An 18474-nucleotide genomic window follows, 5' to 3' on the forward strand; every position below is an offset into this window, starting at 1 on the left:
CTCAGTTTACTTTTTTTGAGACTTAAGCATGTGGTAGAGTGAATGCAACCAAAGACCTTGTTTATTTGCATAGGAAGGAATGAGAGCCAAACAGAAGGCTCCCGATTGCTCTGCGCCGGATGGAGGCGTAGAAGACCAAGAGCTGTTGTGGATGTGGTTGCACGCCAAAAGCGATCGCACTCGCGCTGTCTATAGAGAGGAAGCGCAGAAGTTCCTAGTTTGGATAAATAAGCCTTTAAAAGCAGCCACTTTAGTAGACCTCTACAGGTATGTTGACAGTCGCGGGGACTTAGCACCCGCCACTAAAGCTCGGATTGTCAATACGTTGAAGTCTTTGTTTCGCTTTGCTCACGAAGCGGGCTATTGCCCCGTTAATGTGGCTTTGAAACTGAAGCCTCCTAAAGTTCGCAATCGCTTAGCCGAACGGTTACTTACCCAGCAGGACGTTGTGCGGTTAATCGAGAATGCTACAAGCTCTCGCAACAGAGTTTTGCTGCTGTTGGCTTATACAACGGGGTTAAGAGTTTCTGAGATTTGTGGCTTGAAATGGCGCGATCTGGTTGCCAAAGAGGGCGGGGGACAACTGGTGGTGCGGGGAAAAGGCGGGAAAACTCGCTACATTATGCTCCCGACTCCGGTATGGATGGCTGTGGAACGTTTAAGAGGAACGGCGAGTGCTAGTGACCCCGTGTTTACCTCGCGCAAAAAAGGGGGACATTTAAGTCGCTCGATGGTGATGCGGATTGTCCGAGCGGCGGCTCTAAAAGCCGGGATTGACGCGCCAGTTAGTCCGCATTGGTTGAGACACGCCCACGCAAGTCATGCTCTAGAGCGAGGAGCGCCACTACATTTGGTGCAGCACACCTTAGGACACTCGCAAATTCAATCTGTCGCTGTTTATCTCCACGTTCAGCCGATGGATAGTTCGGTGAGATTTTTGATAGGAGTTGTTTCTGATGAACAAATCAATCAGGTAGAGGGTAACGAGGTGACAGAAGCGATCGCTCCGATAACAGTGGAAGTTCTACCCTCAAGTCCGATTCCAAAGCTTCTCGAATCGAGGAGTGATCAGGACATAGAGTTCCTCAATCAAGGAATGTCGTTCTCCCTTTGACCAACTTAGTTGTTCAATCTGCTTATATTTTTCCACTCCTCTTATTGGATGAGTTAACGGCGCTGCGCCATCAGTGAGAAATATTAACCAAGTTGCTATTTGCTATAAAAACTAACATCCTAACAACTCATTCTGGAAAAATAATCTTCTAGTAACTTGTGAATAAACCTGTACCGTCTTCCAGCCCGTTGCAGAAAGAGACGCTCAGTGCAGTAGTCAAGGAAGCGGTTATAGTTCCAATGAATGTGCCTATCTGGGATGAAAATAAGGCGGGGAATGAAGTGGTGAACTTGCTTTCCAAGGGGTTTCAACCAATCATCTAACCAAGCACCAATCTGAAGATAACACCAGGCAATACACGAACTAATAACTATTCCAGTCTTTAAGAATTTTTCAACTAAATTACCTTCTAATAAAAGTATAAAATAAAGAATTATTCCAACTATCAACCAAAGAATTAGCTGAGGACTCATTTGAAAGATTAACCAAGAGATTATCCCAAAAGAAATAAAAGAAATTAGCCAAGTAATTAATAATACAAAAAAACTATATTCATAGGAATTTTTACCAGTTGGCACCCAATAAATTGGTGTTTTTCCTACTAAGAATTCTGTTCGGCATTCTTTCTGTAGTTGTTGCGCTAGGTATACTAGCCATCGTCTTGTTTGCTCAACACTAGGAGTCTTGTGTTTCCCGTACCACCTGTTCTGTATCTCTCGGTGCAGCATGTATTGCACATAGGCATCTAGCAAGTATTCTACGCGCTGCGCTCTTGAGGACAAGTGTTGCCATTGTGCTAGGGAAAGCAATTCGTAAGACATAGCTGTGATGTTCAACAGAAACGGAGTTCTTACTAATTCAAGCAGATTTGTATCCGGCTCTAACATCTGGCACAACTCCGTACAATCCACACTTATTAGATATTGTTGAATCTGTTCTTGAGTTAGAGGTTTTAGTTGAACAACTGCATTCAGAGATAGTTGCCAAATATCCGGCTGCGGACTATCCTGTATATCCCCCCACAGACTGCACACTATTAGATATAACGGTTGGGTTGTTCCTTGCAACCATGCGTTAAGTTCGCGTACACAAGATTCATGTAGGCTCGGCTCTACTTCATCCAAGCCATCTAGTAATGGTAGTAGTTGCTTGTTGTCAAGCAATTGCTTTCCAAGATTCTTTCTTACTCCATACTTCAACTTCAGTTCATCTACCAACCAATCTGTCATTGGTTGATGTGAGTTTTTCCAAGAGCAAAGGTCAAACAATACTGGAATAGGATAGTTTATATCTGCTTCCGCCCGTCGGATCATTTCCTTCGCCAAATTGAGCATTGTGGTAGTCTTACCAGAGCCTGTCTTTCCACGAATTAGCAGCTTACCTGCAACATCCATCCGCTCAAAAATCTCCAGAATACTCGTCTTTGATGTCACTAACTCAAACTGGGAACCACCTGTTTTGATCTCCACATCCCATAGACGCTCAATCCGCTCTAACTGCACCGGCTTACCCAGATTAATCAAAGCAACGTTGTGCAGTGAACTTTGTATGCGTACTTCCACTTCGTCCTTTACGGCTTGTAATAACACTTGCTCTCTACATGGACGATTTAAGTACCCTTTAAAATCGATAGATGTAGTTTTAGACTTATTCATGACATATTGGTTATGCTCTTGATTTGGGCTTTCATATTTTGGCACTTAACTCCATCCTTTATTGTTTTGAATTATCGCGATCAAGTTCTGCTTCGATTTCTCCCACTTTCTTGATTATGTTGTAATATTCTTCTCTTAATTTTTTTAATTCTGTTTCATCTGTATCCTTTCCCAAACTTGAGATACTAGACTCAATGATCATCAAATCCATTTCAGCCTGCTTATATTTTCCAGCCTTTCCTCTAACACGGAATTCTCTATGTGCCGATTGAGTAGCAACTGCTGCTGAGCCAGTTAGTGCTATTCCGAATTTGAGCCAATTTTTTAAAGATTCACTGTCAATCACCCCTAAAATTGTAGTAATTGCAGTAAGAGTGACACCAGTTACAGTTAAACCAATATTCCACCAATGATTGACATTTCGTAGCCTACACACCACAAGAGTCCGGAAATTACTTACTTCTGTCAAAAGAGCTTCTCTTCTTTTAGAAAAGTTCTCATTAGAATTGCTTTCAAACTCTAAAATATTTTTTTCCATCATTTGTTGATTTTAACTAAAAACTGTAAAGCTATATCTTTACTCAACTGATTTTGGTTGAGCGATAACTCCTGTTTACTCTTAGGAAACTATGAGCAATCGTTCTGTTCTATCGATTGCAACAGCAAGCCCAAAATTATCTTTTCATTAGAAGAAACTATCTTGCTAAATTACAGAATGAATAATCTAATTTTGCTACTTATCCATTTAATGCTTCTTGATAAACTGGAATTGTATGATTATCAGAAACACTTCCTTTTTGAGTCGTAAAGTAGAGGGGTTCACCAATATGTTGATAGTCCATTTTTGAAAGATGATTTTTCCAAAGCCCGGTAATGCCTGCTAGAGATGCTCTAAGAGTTAGAAGTTTAGTTGCTAAAGGAATGGTAGGAACAAGATCCTCACTATTAGCAATTCGATAGCATTCTAAGTTTTCAAATTGTTGAGCAAATCTTTGATCTCCTACTCTCGGACTAGCAAAAGTATAAAGAATGGGAGGATTAAAAGAATTCATTTTGCTGATATGCAGTGCAGCTATAGTTGCTAAAGCTCCACCTAAACTATGACCTGTTACGAATATTTGGGAATCTTGTGCAAGATTATTGAGAGTTGTTTCAACACTCTCTTTCATTGAGGGGCGATCATTAGCAGGAGTACCATCCAACAAACCTCCTCGATCCAAACGAGTATATGTTCTGTAAAATCCTCGATGAACTTCGCCTATATCTTGCGCTAAAATACCTAAATTAAATTTGTCATGCTCTTTCATTATTGAATCTGTATCCTCTAAAAATGGATCGTCATCATCATCCAAAGCTATCTGACGATTTAGAGGAAGTGATAGATCAAGAAATGGTTCCTGACAAGCTTTAAAATTAGAGATCCACTCAGCAGAATTCATTGTCCCACGAAACACTACAAAAATATTATTTTCTTGCTGGGCAATGAAACCAAATGGAACTCTCCTTCTAATTGCTAAAAAATACTGTGCAAAACCTAGATATTTGAGGACATTATATCTTTTACCATTAAGAATGATGGGTCTTCTATAATCTGTATCCCAATTCCATTCCGGTTCAGCTTTCGCTTGAGCGTAACGCTTATGAGCTTCTTCCACTAAATCTAGTAACTCGACTGCGCGTTCTAACTCGAATCTAGAGTTTTGGGAAACTTTAATTTTAGACATTGAACATTTCCTCTATTGATATTTAGCAAAAAACATTTAAATTGACCTTAATCAACCTTCAATTTGTTTTTGATAAAACTTGAACCAAGTCTGAAAAATTTTCATTGTCTGATGTTTTATTGAGCTTTATTAATTAGAGAAACAAAAACTTCCAAAGAAGGAGCAATAGGTTGAAGAATTGAGTTGTGGATGATTTCTCAGTGGAAGCGATCGCCCTACGCTTGTACTAAGGGAAGATGCGATCGCCGTAGCTGGTAAGGTGCGATAGGTTTATTGATAAGGCACCCTACTCAAATGGCTTTTGCAAAAGAGCTTATGAAGGCTCGGGACAAGTCCCAAGTCCCCAATCTACATAGAGGTCACGCGGATCTGTTTCCCTTAGCCAAGTGACCAGTCGCTTATAGTCAGTAACATTGCTCACTCCAATACAACCTACTGTTCCAGGACTCCCTTTTGTTTTATTCCAGTCAATGTGAATTTCAATAGCACTACGCCCTGTGGTACCAGGTTCTTTGTAAGATAATGGAACTGTGACTGGTCCTAGCCCCTTAACAGCAAAAAGTTTACCATGATAATTATCTTTGCCATCAGCCCATAGAATGTTGTGGATAAACCATTTACCCTCCGGAAGTGGTTCCATAGAACCTGATTTGCTGTTTTTTCCGGTACGAAAAACTTGTTTGTTGGGTTGCCCTGAACAAACTTCTAAACGATCATTGAGCTTTCCATCTTTGATATATTCAAGCTGTAAGATAAAACAACCATGTCCGTCTTTTCTCTTAGTTTTAGTTAAACGCAGATAGGTTTTTCCTTTGCGTGTTTCTGGTGTAATTTTTTGAGGTTTTCCCCATAAGTTACTCCATGTTATTTCACCTACTTTTCCATCTGCTTCTATAACACCAAAATAATCGGATTGAAAGGCTCTGACTGCCTCATCAGTTGTTATATCAAAAAGTCCATGAACTGTTTCAAGATAATAACTAAGTTCCCTCAAGCGTTCTTGAAGTATCTTGACATCTTCACCTTCAGCACCTCGAACTAATAGGCGACCAGGAAATGGTATTGGTGTGCTGGGGCTGATAATTGGTTGTGCTTTTCCAGAAAATGAAATACGTTCTCCTTTAGGAATATCATTTTCTTTAGGCGCAAGACGAAAATCGATTGCATTGGGATATTGCTGTAAGACAGCTATTAAATCTTCTTTATTGGGTCGCTCCAAAGTTACGATCTCAATAACTTCACTAGTAGTACCACCCTTCCACGCAACAATTACATTTTTGTCGCCATCTCGATAACCCTCAAGCCAAGTGACCTGTTCCTGTGGAGAAGGCGTTGTATCAACCTCAATGGGAGTTCCACCAATTTCAGTAGATTCAAAAAGTGCTTTTTCCTCAGCCCTGCGCTTAACTAAACCATTAAGAACTTGTAATTTCCCCTTAACAGTTGCTTTATTCCATCTGGGAAACTCATTCGCAGCCCCTAAATAATTGGCTTTATTCAGCTCTTTTAAGAGGGTACTCTGTCCTAATGCTCCATCCCCTAAGTTGTAACAGAATGAAACCAGCGCATCAAATTGGTTTTGGTTTAAAGAAGCTGTAACTAATTTTTCTACTTTTTGAGCAAACTTACTACACTCATCGAGCAAATAAGCTTCTGCTTGCTGTTCTGTAATTTCATTTCCTAGCTTAACTTTCTGTCCATTGGGATAGCGAATTGTTCCATAGCCAATTGTTGGTATCCCCGCAGGATCTAAATAAGCTGTGAGGTATAATCCCTCAAATTTTTTAATTAAATCCAAACCTTTTTGTGAAATCTGCATCATACTCTCTACTATTCTCCCTTTTTGACTTTAGAAGAAGGAATTATCTTCCTGAATTCCCCTATCAAAACCCACACCCGATCGCACTGTCGGTGAGAAAAGGTGAGTTCTTCCCATAGAGGGATGTAAAGTTTATGCAAGCTTGCTGACAGAATCCGGAAGACGAGCAAATTTAATCTTTAGGTCAAAATCACTAAGGATCGCGGGAGAGAACACTGGACGCTACCGAAAACACACTGCCGATCGCGAAACACAGCTCATTTAGTAAGTGAGAAAAAGCAATTTCATTCCGGAGAGAGAATTAAATTTCCTGTAGCTTGGCTCATTAGCAGCCGAAAACTCAGTAAATTTAACCCATACATCAAGGTTGATGGCGATGACAGGACAAGAAGCGCTTACCCTGGTTGATACGCTGCTACACTCTGCCAATCAACATCAAGGACTCAATGATGTTCAATCGGAAGTCTTTCTGCAAACTTGGGCGGGACGTTCCTACAAGGAGATTGCCGATCAGTTAGGTTATCAACTCGACTACATCAAACAAGTTGGTTCGCAGTTGTGGCGAAGTCTCTCCCAAATCCTCGGCGAACCTGTCTCAAAGCGCAATCTTCAAGCCGTTTTGCGTCGCTACCAACAGTCGCAACAAGCTGCAAACGCATTACCTGTTATTCAAGGCAAGCAAGATTGGGGTGAAGCGCCTGACGTTTCCCGATTTTATGGGCGGCAAGGGGAACTGCAAACCTTAGAAACTTGGATTCTTGAGGACTGCTGCCGTGCAATTGGAATCTTTGGACTCGGTGGGATGGGCAAAACTGCCCTCTCGGTGAAACTCGCTCAACAAGTACAATCCCAATTTGACTGTGTGGTTTGGCGCAGTTTGCAGCAAGCACCGCCCTTAGAACTCATCCTCAGCGAAATTTTGCCCATTTTTGCGGGTACAGAAGTCGTCAGTGACTGCTCAATTAATACCTTAATGAAACAGCTGCACACCAAACACTGTTTGTTAGTACTCGATAACGTCGAGTCCATCTTGCAAGACGGAAATCGCAGCGGACAATATCAACCGGGTTACGAACCTTACCGCCAGCTATTCGATCGCATCTGTGACGAACCCCACCAAAGTTGCCTGATTTTAACCGGACGAGACAAACCCAGCGGATTTACTATACGGGAAGGAAAAAACCTCCCGGTGCGATCGCTACAACTGCAAGGACTCCCAGGAGAAGATGGTCAGCAAATCCTCATCGCCAAAGGCTTAGACGCAACTGATTCACAACGAGTAGCCCTTGTCAAGTACTTCGGTGGAAATCCCCTAGCTCTCAAAATTGCAGCAACAACCATTCAAACCCTGTTTGGCGGCAATAGTCAGGCATTTTTAGCCCAAGGTCGAGCTGTTTTTAGTGATTTGTGGGACTTACTCGAACAACAGTTTGAGCGCTTATCTCCCCTACAACAACAAATTATGTACTGGCTGGCGATTAACCGAGAAGGGGTAATAGTAGCAAAGTTACAGGAAGAAATCCTGTACAAAGTACCTTGGCGAGAGTTACTAGAAGCGCTAGAGGCACTTCAGGCGCGATCGCTCATCCAAGAAGCGCATATTGAAACAGGAAACGGGAACCTAACGCAACAACCCGTGATTATGGAGTATGTCACGGAACGATTCATCCAAACCATTGAGCAAGAAATTACGACGGGCAACCTGAATCTATTTAGAACCCATGCCTTAATAGAAGCCCAGACTCAAGACTACTTGCGCGATGCCCAAATTCAACTGATTTTACACCCCTTAACCGAGCGACTTTTAACCCACTTTGCAACACCAGCTCAACTTGAGAAGCACCTCTGCCAGATTTTAGCCTCATTGCAACATCAAGCAGTGACACAGACAGGTTATGCAGGGGGCAATCTGCTCAATTTATTCTGTTACCTGAAGACAGAACTCAAAGGCTTTGATTTTTCTCATCTGGTGATTCGTCAAGCTTACTTAGCCAATGCCGTACTGCACGACGTTGATTTTACCAATACTCAAATTAGCCAAACAGTCTTTGCTGAAACCTTTGGCGGCATAGTCGGTGTAACATTTAGCCCAGATGGCAAGCATTTAGCCACCAGCGACACCAAAGGCGAAATTCAAATTTGGGATACTTGCACCGGAGAGCAACTCATTCGCTGTCGAGGACACCAACATTGGACGTGGGCAGTTGCCTTTAGTCCAGACGGACGGTATCTTGCTAGTGCCAGTGATGATTATCTGGTCAAATTATGGGAGGTTGAAACTGGGCTATGTCTGCAAACATACAAAGGGCATACCTACTCAGTTAATGCCGTTGCCTTTAGTCCAGATGGGCAAATCATCGCCAGTTGTGGGCAAGATGCAACCATTCGTCTGTGGTCAGTTGCCCATGTAGAGGCGAGTTTAGCCGATAAATTTGAGAACAACCCATCAATTACGAATCAAAACCCGCCTTTGCCAGAAATTCAGACCTTAATGGGTCATCAAGGTCGAGTTTGGTCAATTGCTTTTAGTCCAGATGGTCAAACCCTAGCCAGCGGCGGAGAAGATTGTACGATTCGACTGTGGGATGTCGCTACAGGAATTTGCCACAGCGTTTGGCAAGCGCACAGTCGCTGGGTGCGGTCAGTAGCATTTAGTACCGACGGTCAAACCCTTGCCAGTAGCAGCTATGACCAGACGATTAAACTGTGGGATGTCAAAACCCAAAACTGCCTCAAAATCTTGCGCGGACATCGACAGGCAGTAAGTGCGATCGCATTTAGTCCTGACAGTCAGCAATTGGCAAGTAGCAGTTTTGACCGCACCGTGAAATTGTGGGACGTGCAGACTGGAGAATGCCTGAAAACCTTTCTAGGACACACTAACAGAGTTTGGACAGTTGCGTATCATCCCAACGGGCAACAACTTGCTAGTGGCGGCGACGACCATGCGACCAAATTCTGGAACCTTAAAACAGGACGTTGTACGAAAACCTTTAAAGGACATACCAATGCCGTGCTATCCCTTGCCTTGAGTCCCGATCGTAGCTATCTAGCCAGTGGTCACGAAGACCAGACCGTAAGATTGTGGAACATTAAAAGCGGTACTCTGGTAGAAACATTACGGGAGCATACCAACCGAGTTTGGTCGGTGGCGTTTCAACCTGCCAGTCAACACCCAATACTTGCTAGTGGCAGCGCTGACTATACCATCAAATTATGGGACTGGGAGTTAGGTAACTGCTTGCAAACCTTATACGGTCATACCAGTTGGGTGTGGAGCATTGCCTTTAATCCTAATGGAACCCAACTGGCAAGTGGCAGCTATGACCAAACTGTTAAACTATGGAACATTAGCACGGGTGAATGTCTCAAAACCCTCCAAGAACATACCAGTCCAGTTGTTTGTGTTGCCTATAGTCCTGACGGAAAACTGCTAGTAAGCAGCGAGTTTGATGGAATTATCAAGCTGTGGGACACTCATACTGGGGAATGCTGCCAAACCCTCAGAGGACACGCCAACAGTGTGTGGTCAGTGACGTTTAGTCCTAATGGAGAGTGGTTACTTAGTGCTAGCTTTGACCAAACCGTTAAACTGTGGTCAGTCTCGACAGGAGAATGTCTTCAGACTTTTACTGGACATGAGATGGCTGTTATGGCTGCTCAATTTACCCCAGACGGTCAGTTCATTGTGAGTGGAGGTTTAGATCGCTCCCTTAAACTTTGGGATATCCGCACAGGACAATGCTATCGAACGTTGGCGGGTCACTCTGATCTGATCTATACATTGCTCGTTGCCTCTGTTCAACTTGGAGATGAAGCTTCTGCAAGATTCACAGCTATTAGTGGCAGCTTAGATGAAAGTATCAAATTCTGGGATTTGCAAGCTCACAAGTGCTGGCAAACCTTAAGAACACCTCGCCGCTATGAAGGTATGAAGATCGGAGGCATTCAGGGGCTAACAGACGCTCAGTGGGAAACATTGAAGGTGTTAGGTGCTGCGTCCCTAGTCAGCTAAAGTACATCGAGACAAGACCTTTATCCGAACACTTCACTTCACCCAATGAGTTGCTGCCTGAGCTGGCAACAACAATCAAATCCATTCATTGTTTAGTAGACCGACCTCATAGGGGGAAAAGTAACGAAGACACTGTCGGCGAATTCGGAAAACGCCTAGGCAAGGTCAGTAGACCGAAAAGTTTGGCGATAGCGAAGCGCTGCTGCTTACAGCAGATGTCAGCTCCATCATTCTCCATTGCCGTACCAAGAGCTAACCGTCTGCGTGATCGGTCTGCAAAACTGCATTTGTTCAAAAGTGCAGTTTTATATTTAGTCATTTTAAAGGTTTTGTACTTTTTCAGTTCTGAATATTTGCAAAAATTCAACTCTTCAATATACACTTACTGAATATCTGCCTAATCTCACCGCGTTACTTGTTCAACGATGCAGACAGTCAGCTCCATATCCTTGGCTGGAGGTCAGGGGAAGACGACAATGGTTTTGTTCGTGGCTCGTCTGTTAGCCGTGAAAGGACATACAGTTTTGGCAATCGATGCCGACCCTCAGAGCAGCTTGACGACTTTCCTGGGTTTCACTGTGGAACCCGATAGCCCCACTCTGCTCGAAGTTCTCAAAAAGCAGGTCGATACTAAGGATGGAATTTACGAGACGAGGTACGACAATCTGTTTTTGATTCCCTCTGATGATGCTCTAGACACGGTGCAAGATTATCTGGCAGGTAGCGGCACGGGTGCTTTGACACTGGGGCGACGGCTCAAAAGTGTTGCCAAGCTCTTTGATTATTGCCTGATCGATGCACCGCCACAGCGATCGCAAATTTCCCTAACGGTAATTGGTGCGTCTGATGGGTTGATGATTCCGGTTGAAGCTTCGGTAAAAGGCTTACAGTCATTGATTCGCACCCTGGAGTTGATTAACGAACTCAACGAAGAGGATGAAACGTTTGGGGGGAGGGTTTTGGGTGTAGTTCCGTTTCGCGATCGCTGGGTAGGCTTGCGCCGCACGACGGAAAGTGAGAGCAACATTGAGTCGATGAAGCAAATTACTATGCAATGGTTTGAACAGGATTTGGTGCTGCCGTCGATTCGGGAGTCGGAGAAGTTCAAGCAAGCGATTAACCAAGGATTAACGCTGCACGAAATGGGCCAGGGGGATTTGGCTTATCCAATTGAGGTTCTAGTAGACAAGATTTATTCGTTGGAGAGTAGGCATGACAAATCCTGACATTCGTTCGTTGATTACATCCAAGTCGCGCCCTAAGGTAACTCCCCGCGATGCCTCACTCTCACTTAATCGCTCTAAAGAGGTGGAGGAAGCTTCTGCACTTACTGAAATTAGTGATGCCGACGATTCTGCCCAAACTAATGTTGAGCCTCAAGAGTTACAGCGGCTACAGGCGGAGTTAGAAAACCTGCCACAGGTGGGGAAGCGGTTGGCTGTTCATTTAGAGCAAGGAATCAGAGCTGATTTACTGCGAGTGTGTGAGTCACAGGAGATTACGCCAGAAACGTTTATTGAAGCAGCAATAGCCTTGTTGCAGTCCAAACCAGAACTGAAAGAGGAAGTAGTAGCGGATGCCAAAGTGCGGTTGCGTGAACGTAAACGAGCTGGATTAGTAAAGAGGACAATGGCACTGGTTCAAAAGTACAGCGGTTAAGCTTTAATAAGAAACTTCAGTTGCTCATTGAGGTTTGACTTTACTAAGCTTACGTAGGACTGCAATCTGCTCCCGGCTCAGCATAGAGGTCAATCCTCATCGTCGGTTATCGGCAACGCTGGAGCGTATTGCAAGCCGCGTCGTTTGAGTGCAGCGCGGATAACTGCAATTTCTTGGGCGATACGCCGTCCTAAAGCCCTGCGGTTGTTGGCTTTGCTCTGGTTCGCTTTGATTGTTCTCAAGCTTTGTAGATCGCTCTAAACAACTAAAGCCACCCTATTAGTAGGATGGCTAGCGAGATAATTTCAAATGGGTATTTACATGGGGTGATGGGATTGTTAAGGGTTGTGCTTAGGACAGCACACCGCGTTTAAGAGTTGTTCGGGAATGTCCTGATAATGCTCCAATAGGAAATCCATCAAAGCGAGATGGCGTAAATCGGCAGGTTGCGGACGGCGGTAGTTTTTACCCCTTCTAAACCAGCGTCGAACGGTAGACATGGAACGAGAGCAGATGAAGGCGATCGCTTCGTGATTCACTTGCCATTTGGCGTAGAATTGCTGCGGTGTCATTCCGAGTTGGCAGTATCCGTAGAGGTCGATTAGGGTTTGCTCTTCTTTGGTGAGAGGAAGGGGTTTCATGCAGCGTCCTCCAGGGGTTCGAGGTCGTTTTCCCAGGCGATATCGGCAACTGTCCAAAGGGAACTAGGGGAGAGTTTATCGAACCAGATCAGGTAGCACCACGTCCAAGCGCAGTGGTGGGGAGCAAAGCTGTAGAATCTTCCAATTGCAACACCCCAGTCTGTCTTATCCCTGTCAGGAACCCAGTGCAGTTTGTCGCCGTACAAGTAGCGAGGGGTCTGAACATTGGGGAAGTTGGCAGGCAGGTCAATGGATGGGGGCGTGAATACTCGGTGAACTAACCCTCTTTTGTCACTCTGGGTGATTGCAAACGCTGAAACCCTGATATGGCAAGAGTTCTCGCAATAGGTCTACATTTTTGAGTTTCTGATAGAAACTCACGCCTCGAATCCTTACGTCTGGAAGCTTTCAGAGTTTAGCTTCGAGCGTGATTTTCCGAGAGTGACAAAAGAGGGTTAAGCTGGGGGATATATCAGTGCTACCGTGACGCAAGGCCTTCAAGTAGCCAGCGATCGCTTTTCCTTTCAGGTTGGCGGTAAAGTCTTGGATGAGGATGGCGGTTAGGCTTTCGAGTTCGAGTTGGGTTAGGTTCATCCACGCTGCATCGAAGTCAGGGTCGGAGTAGGTTTTTAGGCGGGTGAGAAAAGGCGCGATCGCAAAATCCTCTAAGGCTTGCTGATAGCCTCTCTGATACATACAGGGGCTGTCACTTCGATAACTTGGTTTGACTATTGTTAGAGTCTCCTTGTATTAGGGAGCCAAGAGCCAGCGTCGGCTGTAGGAAGGTTAGGCGCTGGCTTTGACTTTTTGGGAGTTTTATTTAAATACGGCTATTCATAATCCTTTGAGTTTGTTGTCAACGTGCCTTAGGTATAGAGCAAAATTTTAGCATTTGTCACGGACATTCAATTTTAATTATTAATTTAATTTACTGAGCTTGTTCTAAGTTTGGGTAGCATCTATTCTCTAGGGCTTCCTCCAATCGTTCAGCAAAATCACGAATATATTCCCTAAGTTCTAGACGCAAACTATCCAATTCCACCTCTTCTTCTATGTCTCCAATCTTTGTTTCCCACTTACGTAAACGACGAACGAAAACCGAGTATTTTGCTACTACATCTTCTTCTTTAAACTCGCCTTCAATCTCAATAATTGTGTTATGCAATTGTTGACAATTCTCACCATCTGTATTAAGTTTTTGTCTCAGCTTTTTAAGGTTTTTAACAAATCCGGTAAGGGGTTCACTCATTGCATTCATAAACATCTTTGAGTCTGGCAAATCCTCTCCTGCACCTTTGAGTTGTTTAGTATAATTCTGTAGATCTTCAATGCGTTGGCGCAGTTCCTTAATAGAAAGGCTTTCATCTCCATTAGGAACAATTGCAACCTGCCCCATTGGCTATACTCATATCAGTAAAATACTTAAACTAATCATAAATTTGAGTTTCTAAAAACTGTTATTTAAAAAATAAAATCTCTAGTAAATATCTTGAAAGACAGCTTCTTCAAGATGAGAAACTAAAGTTGATAGCTGTTGCTCAATTTGGTCAAATAGCTGCTTAACATTATCTATTTTTTTCGTATATAAACTAGATTTCCTTGACGAGGCTTTCTTCAAAATTAGAATTTCTTGAAAGCATATATCAAGTAGTCTGTTAGCTCGATTTGCTAGATCATAAGCTTCACTTAGTAGAACAGATTGGCTGCTGTTGCTATACTGCTCACTGAGTTCTCTAATGGTAGTTAAGGTATCTCTAATGAAAGTGGGTTTAATTATTCCGTCAAACATTGCAGGATATGGCAAATCTCGCTCTAGTATTCTTTTTAGCTCGGATTTGTCTAAAGATTTTAAGTGATATTTTATATGTTGTATTAAGTTGATTATTTCCTTCTTAAATTTTGGAACTTCTGGTTTTGGACGCACTGGATGGTTAGCAACTATTTTAAGATTAGGCATATCCTGTTTTAATGTGTCAGGTAGTTGATTCTCCCCTTCACTATTTTTTTGTTCTGCCAGAACTATCTCAGAATTAGTTTGAGTAGATTCACTTCTAGTTTCAATCGTAGATTTATTCTGTAGTAATGTATCAGAATCGGAAATATCTGCTGAGTTATTTCCCTCATAACCGAGTCCCTTAAGAAGTTTGCGAGCTGTGTTTTCCCATGTCCATAATTCAGATAATTGTTTTTTCAGCGATTTAGCATTTTCTTTTTCTTCTGCTTTGTGCTTGGCTATTTTAAGAAGAACTTTTGCAACGTCCTCAACACTTTTATCGTTATATTCTTGTCCTTGAGGAGGGCGACGAACCTCAACTGGATGTAAACATCCAATTCCCGCTCCTCCAAGAGTATTTTTTACGGCAACGTATAAGCCAGTATTCATTGAAAGAATGAGCGGAACTTCAGCGCTTATTGCCTCCAGACCAGTTAGACCAAAGCCGTCATGAATAGAGAGCATCATGCAAACAGTCTGACGGCGAAGATGCTCAAACAGTTTTGCTCGATTTTGGTTGTACTGCCAAGGGTGAAGTGGTATGTGTATATCTGTGTATTTTTCCACAATTGAGTTGAGTAATTGATACTCCTCGTCTTCTTCACCTTTAAATCCAATCACGGTAAGTTCAGCATCGGCATTAAGCGAGTTTCCAGGGGTTCCTACTGCTTGTGCAAAACTAGCTACAGCTAGGCTTGTCTGCTTAAGTAAATTGTTCTCTTGTTCAAGCCGTCCAAAAGTGATTGCTGAGAAGCGGGACGGCGTTATCCACGCTTCTATATCTGCCAGACCAGGCAGAACTTCTATGACTGAGATTTTCTCCCCAACTATGTCACGGGCAAGCTCTTTCAATTTAGGGCCAACAGCGAACACAGTATGAGCCGCTGATAAGATTTCTCTTTGAGACACAACGTAATGCTCATCGTTTTTAACTTGGAGGGATTTATATGATGCATAATCCATATGATGAAACACGGCGACTGAAACCTGATAATATTTCGATAACTCAATAGCTCTCAGTCCAGTCTTCACGTCATGCCCTATCACCCACTTAGGTTTCATTTCGGACATTAAAAGTCGGCCACGAATATTATCTATATGTGAGTCAAGATCATCTGATGGAGAAACAATGAGAAGTTCTACACCTGATTCCTGAGCATCTTGACCCTCATTGGCTTTTTTTCCTTCATCAACAATGCAAACGACTTTTAAGTCAGAATGGCCTAATTTAGCCAATAGTTTAGCCAAAGCTTTACAGAGATCGTAGTTGAAAGAATTGATTCCTCCGTGGCGCGTTCCCCAAGCTGTTGCGAGAAATACGAGGCATTCACTCATAGCCTTGAAATTTATTAGTAAAATGGAATAAATGCTGTGTCTGTCAGATCTTTCTCTAGTCTTGCAGATTTGTATCCATATGTTGAAGGTGACTGTAAGGTAACAATTAGACAAAACTGTTTTTTATTTCCAAATTTCTTTCTCAAAAAATTATCATAATTTTGAATTAAATAGTGAATAGCTCCCTGATTACTTCTTGCTGTCTGTCCACAAATTAAAATCACAGGATGAGAAGTAGAACTAGGATAAAGTCTTGCCAAAACAGCGTGTTCGGTATTGTTTTTCTCATATCTAAATTTCTCGTCTTTGGTAACAATCGCAATATTATCGGAGTCACCTGGTGCGTAAGGTTTCAGATGAATCCCCTTGAGAAAATTTTCTAAATGTACTTTGGTTCTCTGATTGGAGTCCGGACCACCTATACAAAATTCAGTCGTACCTCCAGCAGGTTCCAGTATTTCGTCGAAGGGAGCAATAAATAATTGGGAGCCAATTTCATCTACAAGCCTAACAACTTGAATCAACGTCTGTACGTCTGAATGAGACATTGTATTCGGGCTTTTAGGATTATGATTCATCACGGCAAGGCATCTTTCTTTTGGTAAAAGGCCAAAAAAGGCAGCCCTCCGATTTAGAATTCTGGATTTGCGTAGCTTTTCCCATAGCCAAACAGCAAGGGCTGTTATAATGCTTGTTAAAATACCAACTACAAAGTTTTCAATAACTGATGGAGACATTGAACCTGAAGCCAATAGGGTTGTAGTGGAATTCAGTGCAGTCGTCTGACGATTTCGCTCACTCGTACAGCATTAATGCCAACAACATCATAATCTAGTAGATGAATTGTCAGACTGACTCATCTACCACTTAAAGGTTCTGAGGTTCTCTCGCAAGCGTTGATGAATGCGAGAGAACCCACGTCTCACCCATCCCTAAAGGTTATAACTCACTCCATTCTGAGCTAGCCACTGCTTACGTTGGCGAAGCCCGCCGTAGGCATCGCACCAATCACTCACAACCCGCTCCACCCTAGCCCAGAATGCAGTAGTATGATGCGGTTCAATCAAATGCACCAACTCATGAACCACCACATACTCAATCATGGTTCGCGGCAGCATTGCCACTCGCCAATGAAAATATAAGTCTCCCTTGTGTCCGCAGGAACCCCGGCGCTAGCCTAACTCGCGTACCTGAACCGACCGAGGAGAAGCTTCAACACGATTGACAAAAGCAGCAATCTGCATATCTAAAATCTGACGAAGGCGATCGCATCCAGCAGTTACAGCAGCAGGTTGAGGCGTGGCAAGTGTTGTTGGAAAAGTTGGGAGGGAATGAATAAGTGATCGCACTTCCCCTCATCCAAAACGTGATCGCATTCAGCAATTACAGCAGCAGATTGAGGCGTGGCAAGCGTTGCTGGAAACGTTGGGAGGGAATGAATGAGTGATAAGCTTTCTTCGGCATACTTTGCTATCGCACTATCCCTTCCGTTCGCACCAAGGCAGTGTTTGATTGCGACACATAGGCCCTTGGGATGCTTTCGCCTACAATGAGGCTACAGCAAAGTGGCTAATTAAACTAACTGCTCTATGTCAGAAATCGTAGAGATTCCTATCGAACTAACCCGATTCCAGCTTCCCCAAGCGGTTCACGCACGCTTACAATTTTTGTTGGATCGTCAGGACGAGGGCTATACACTGTCTCAGGCAGAACGACAGGAAGCAGAAGGACTGGTTGAACTGGTGGAATTTTTATCTCTACTGCGTTTGCGATCAACACGGGTGATGAAGCAAGTATAGATGGTAACGATTCCAGCTTCCCTCCGTCGATTAGTCATTCAAAGAGCAGATAACCGTTGTGAATATTGCGGGATATCACAAATTGGTCAAGTAGCAACTTTCCATATCGACCACATTCTTCCTGTCGTAGCAGGTGGCGAGACGATTGCTGAAAACTTGGCTCTTGCTTGTGTCTCCTGCTCACTTCGCAAGGGTGCACGGCAAAATCTGGAGGATTCGGAGACGGGTGAAGTTGTCTCCATTTTTAATCCTCGCCAACAGGTATGGAAAGAACACTTTGATTGGAACGGTGTGCAAGTTGTCGGGTTGACAGCTACAGGTCGAGCAACGATGCAAGCACTTGATTTGAATCGAGCAACAATGTTAGCGATTAGGGCAGAAGAGGAATTGCTAGGTCGTCATCCACCACCCTAAACTTGTCTACAGTTGGCAGGCAATGAAAGAGTGATCGCTTCTCCTCATCCTGCCAAACGCGATCGCATTGGGCAATTACAGCAGCAGATTCAGGCGTGGCAGGCGTTGCTGGAAAAGTTGGGGGGATTGATGGTGAATGAGCGCTAATTTGGTAAAAAGTGTTGAATTTGAAGCGAATGTCTGAGCGGAGGAAGGTGTTATCACCACCAGTTACGCTAATGAGCAGAATGCTCAGATTGACGAGCAAGATATCTGGTTTTAGTTATTAGCTCAAGAGAGCTTGTTAGTGATATTTTACAAGCTTTA

19 protein-coding genes and 1 pseudogene are annotated in these 18474 nt (G+C 43.3%); 7 read left to right on the top strand and 13 right to left on the bottom strand.

Features of this window, described 5'->3' with window-relative positions; all coding sequences use genetic code 11:
- The first annotated feature begins 79 nt into the window (after nt 1-79).
- Entirely contained in the window at nt 80-1114 is a 1035-nt protein-coding gene (locus H6F77_RS01370) for a tyrosine-type recombinase/integrase (protein ID WP_190484619.1), read from the top strand.
- 119 nt (nt 1115-1233) lie between these two features.
- Here H6F77_RS01370 and H6F77_RS01375 read toward each other — a convergent pair whose 3' ends face one another.
- From H6F77_RS01375 to H6F77_RS01390, 4 genes are all read right to left on the bottom strand, one after another.
- Complete coding sequence (locus H6F77_RS01375) at nt 1234-2769, bottom strand: NACHT domain-containing protein (RefSeq protein ID WP_190484621.1); 1536 nt, start codon at nt 2767-2769, stop codon at nt 1234-1236.
- 58 nt (nt 2770-2827) lie between these two features.
- Nucleotides 2828-3310: a hypothetical protein gene (locus H6F77_RS01380; protein ID WP_190484623.1), complete on the bottom strand. Its 483-nt coding sequence runs from the start codon at nt 3308-3310 to the stop codon at nt 2828-2830.
- Nucleotides 3311-3506: 196 nt separating this feature from the next.
- Complete coding sequence (locus H6F77_RS01385) at nt 3507-4493, bottom strand: lipase family protein (RefSeq protein ID WP_190484624.1); 987 nt, start codon at nt 4491-4493, stop codon at nt 3507-3509.
- A gap of 313 nt (nt 4494-4806) precedes the next feature.
- Complete coding sequence (locus tag H6F77_RS01390; protein WP_242021822.1) at nt 4807-6315, bottom strand: glycoside hydrolase family protein; 1509 nt, start codon at nt 6313-6315, stop codon at nt 4807-4809.
- A 367-nt stretch (nt 6316-6682) separates the two neighbouring features.
- Between H6F77_RS01390 and H6F77_RS01395 the strand changes: the two genes are divergently transcribed.
- The 3 genes from H6F77_RS01395 to H6F77_RS01405 all read left to right on the top strand — a co-directional run bounded on the left by H6F77_RS01395 (nt 6683) and on the right by H6F77_RS01405 (nt 11986).
- The gene (locus H6F77_RS01395) at nt 6683-10327 is read left to right on the top strand and encodes a WD40 domain-containing protein (RefSeq protein ID WP_199321125.1); all 3645 of its coding nucleotides are present in this window, start codon (nt 6683-6685) and stop codon (nt 10325-10327) included.
- Nucleotides 10328-10752: 425 nt separating this feature from the next.
- The gene (locus H6F77_RS01400) at nt 10753-11553 is read left to right on the top strand and encodes a ParA family protein (RefSeq protein WP_190484626.1); all 801 of its coding nucleotides are present in this window, start codon (nt 10753-10755) and stop codon (nt 11551-11553) included.
- The gene (locus tag H6F77_RS01405) at nt 11540-11986 is read left to right on the top strand and encodes a carboxysome distribution maintenance protein McdB (protein ID WP_190484628.1); all 447 of its coding nucleotides are present in this window, start codon (nt 11540-11542) and stop codon (nt 11984-11986) included. Before H6F77_RS01400 ends, H6F77_RS01405 begins: the two co-directional genes overlap by 14 nt.
- Before the next feature lie 89 nt (nt 11987-12075).
- Here the strand turns inward: H6F77_RS01405 and H6F77_RS01410 are convergent, their stop codons facing one another.
- The 9 genes and pseudogenes from H6F77_RS01410 to H6F77_RS27310 all read right to left on the bottom strand — a co-directional run bounded on the left by H6F77_RS01410 (nt 12076) and on the right by H6F77_RS27310 (nt 17304).
- On the bottom strand, nt 12076-12228 hold the full coding sequence (locus tag H6F77_RS01410) for a hypothetical protein (RefSeq protein WP_190484630.1): 153 nt from the start codon (nt 12226-12228) through the stop codon (nt 12076-12078).
- A 96-nt stretch (nt 12229-12324) separates the two neighbouring features.
- Complete coding sequence (locus H6F77_RS01415; RefSeq protein ID WP_190484632.1) at nt 12325-12627, bottom strand: helix-turn-helix domain-containing protein; 303 nt, start codon at nt 12625-12627, stop codon at nt 12325-12327.
- Nucleotides 12624-12833, bottom strand: coding sequence for a hypothetical protein (locus tag H6F77_RS01420; RefSeq protein ID WP_242021823.1), 210 nt, complete (start codon nt 12831-12833; stop codon nt 12624-12626). The genes H6F77_RS01415 and H6F77_RS01420 overlap by 4 nt, the downstream gene beginning before the upstream one ends.
- 202 nt (nt 12834-13035) lie before the next feature.
- Nucleotides 13036-13323 (bottom strand): hypothetical protein, encoded by a 288-nt coding sequence (locus H6F77_RS01425; RefSeq protein ID WP_190484634.1) that lies wholly within the window; start codon nt 13321-13323, stop codon nt 13036-13038.
- Nucleotides 13324-13555: 232 nt separating this feature from the next.
- A complete protein-coding gene (locus H6F77_RS01430) occupies nt 13556-14023 on the bottom strand; it encodes a hypothetical protein (protein ID WP_190484636.1) in 468 nt (155 codons plus the stop codon).
- Between the two features lie 81 nt (nt 14024-14104).
- On the bottom strand, nt 14105-15955 hold the full coding sequence (locus tag H6F77_RS01435; RefSeq protein WP_190484639.1) for a glycosyltransferase family 4 protein: 1851 nt from the start codon (nt 15953-15955) through the stop codon (nt 14105-14107).
- Between the two features lie 14 nt (nt 15956-15969).
- Nucleotides 15970-16707: a hypothetical protein gene (locus H6F77_RS01440; RefSeq protein WP_190484641.1), complete on the bottom strand. Its 738-nt coding sequence runs from the start codon at nt 16705-16707 to the stop codon at nt 15970-15972.
- A 180-nt stretch (nt 16708-16887) separates the two neighbouring features.
- Nucleotides 16888-17109 (bottom strand): annotated as a pseudogene (locus H6F77_RS01445) (M48 metallopeptidase family protein); the annotation flags it as partial.
- 18 nt (nt 17110-17127) lie between these two features.
- Nucleotides 17128-17304, bottom strand: coding sequence for a hypothetical protein (locus tag H6F77_RS27310; RefSeq protein ID WP_199321126.1), 177 nt, complete (start codon nt 17302-17304; stop codon nt 17128-17130).
- A 240-nt stretch (nt 17305-17544) separates the two neighbouring features.
- On the opposite strand from H6F77_RS27310, the gene H6F77_RS01450 reads away from it, so the two are divergent.
- The 3 genes from H6F77_RS01450 to H6F77_RS28170 are packed head-to-tail and all read left to right on the top strand — an operon-like array spanning nt 17545 to nt 18315.
- A complete protein-coding gene (locus tag H6F77_RS01450) occupies nt 17545-17754 on the top strand; it encodes a hypothetical protein (RefSeq protein WP_190484643.1) in 210 nt (69 codons plus the stop codon).
- Nucleotides 17755-18168, top strand: a complete 414-nt coding sequence (locus H6F77_RS01455) for an HNH endonuclease (protein ID WP_190484645.1) — start codon at nt 17755-17757, stop codon at nt 18166-18168.
- 12 nt (nt 18169-18180) lie between these two features.
- Entirely contained in the window at nt 18181-18315 is a 135-nt protein-coding gene (locus H6F77_RS28170) for a hypothetical protein (protein ID WP_255515677.1), read from the top strand.
- The last annotated feature ends 159 nt before the right edge of the window (nt 18316-18474 follow it).

This window comes from Microcoleus sp. FACHB-831 (assembly GCF_014695585.1).
In the GTDB taxonomy this organism is placed as follows: domain Bacteria; phylum Cyanobacteriota; class Cyanobacteriia; order Cyanobacteriales; family FACHB-T130; genus FACHB-831.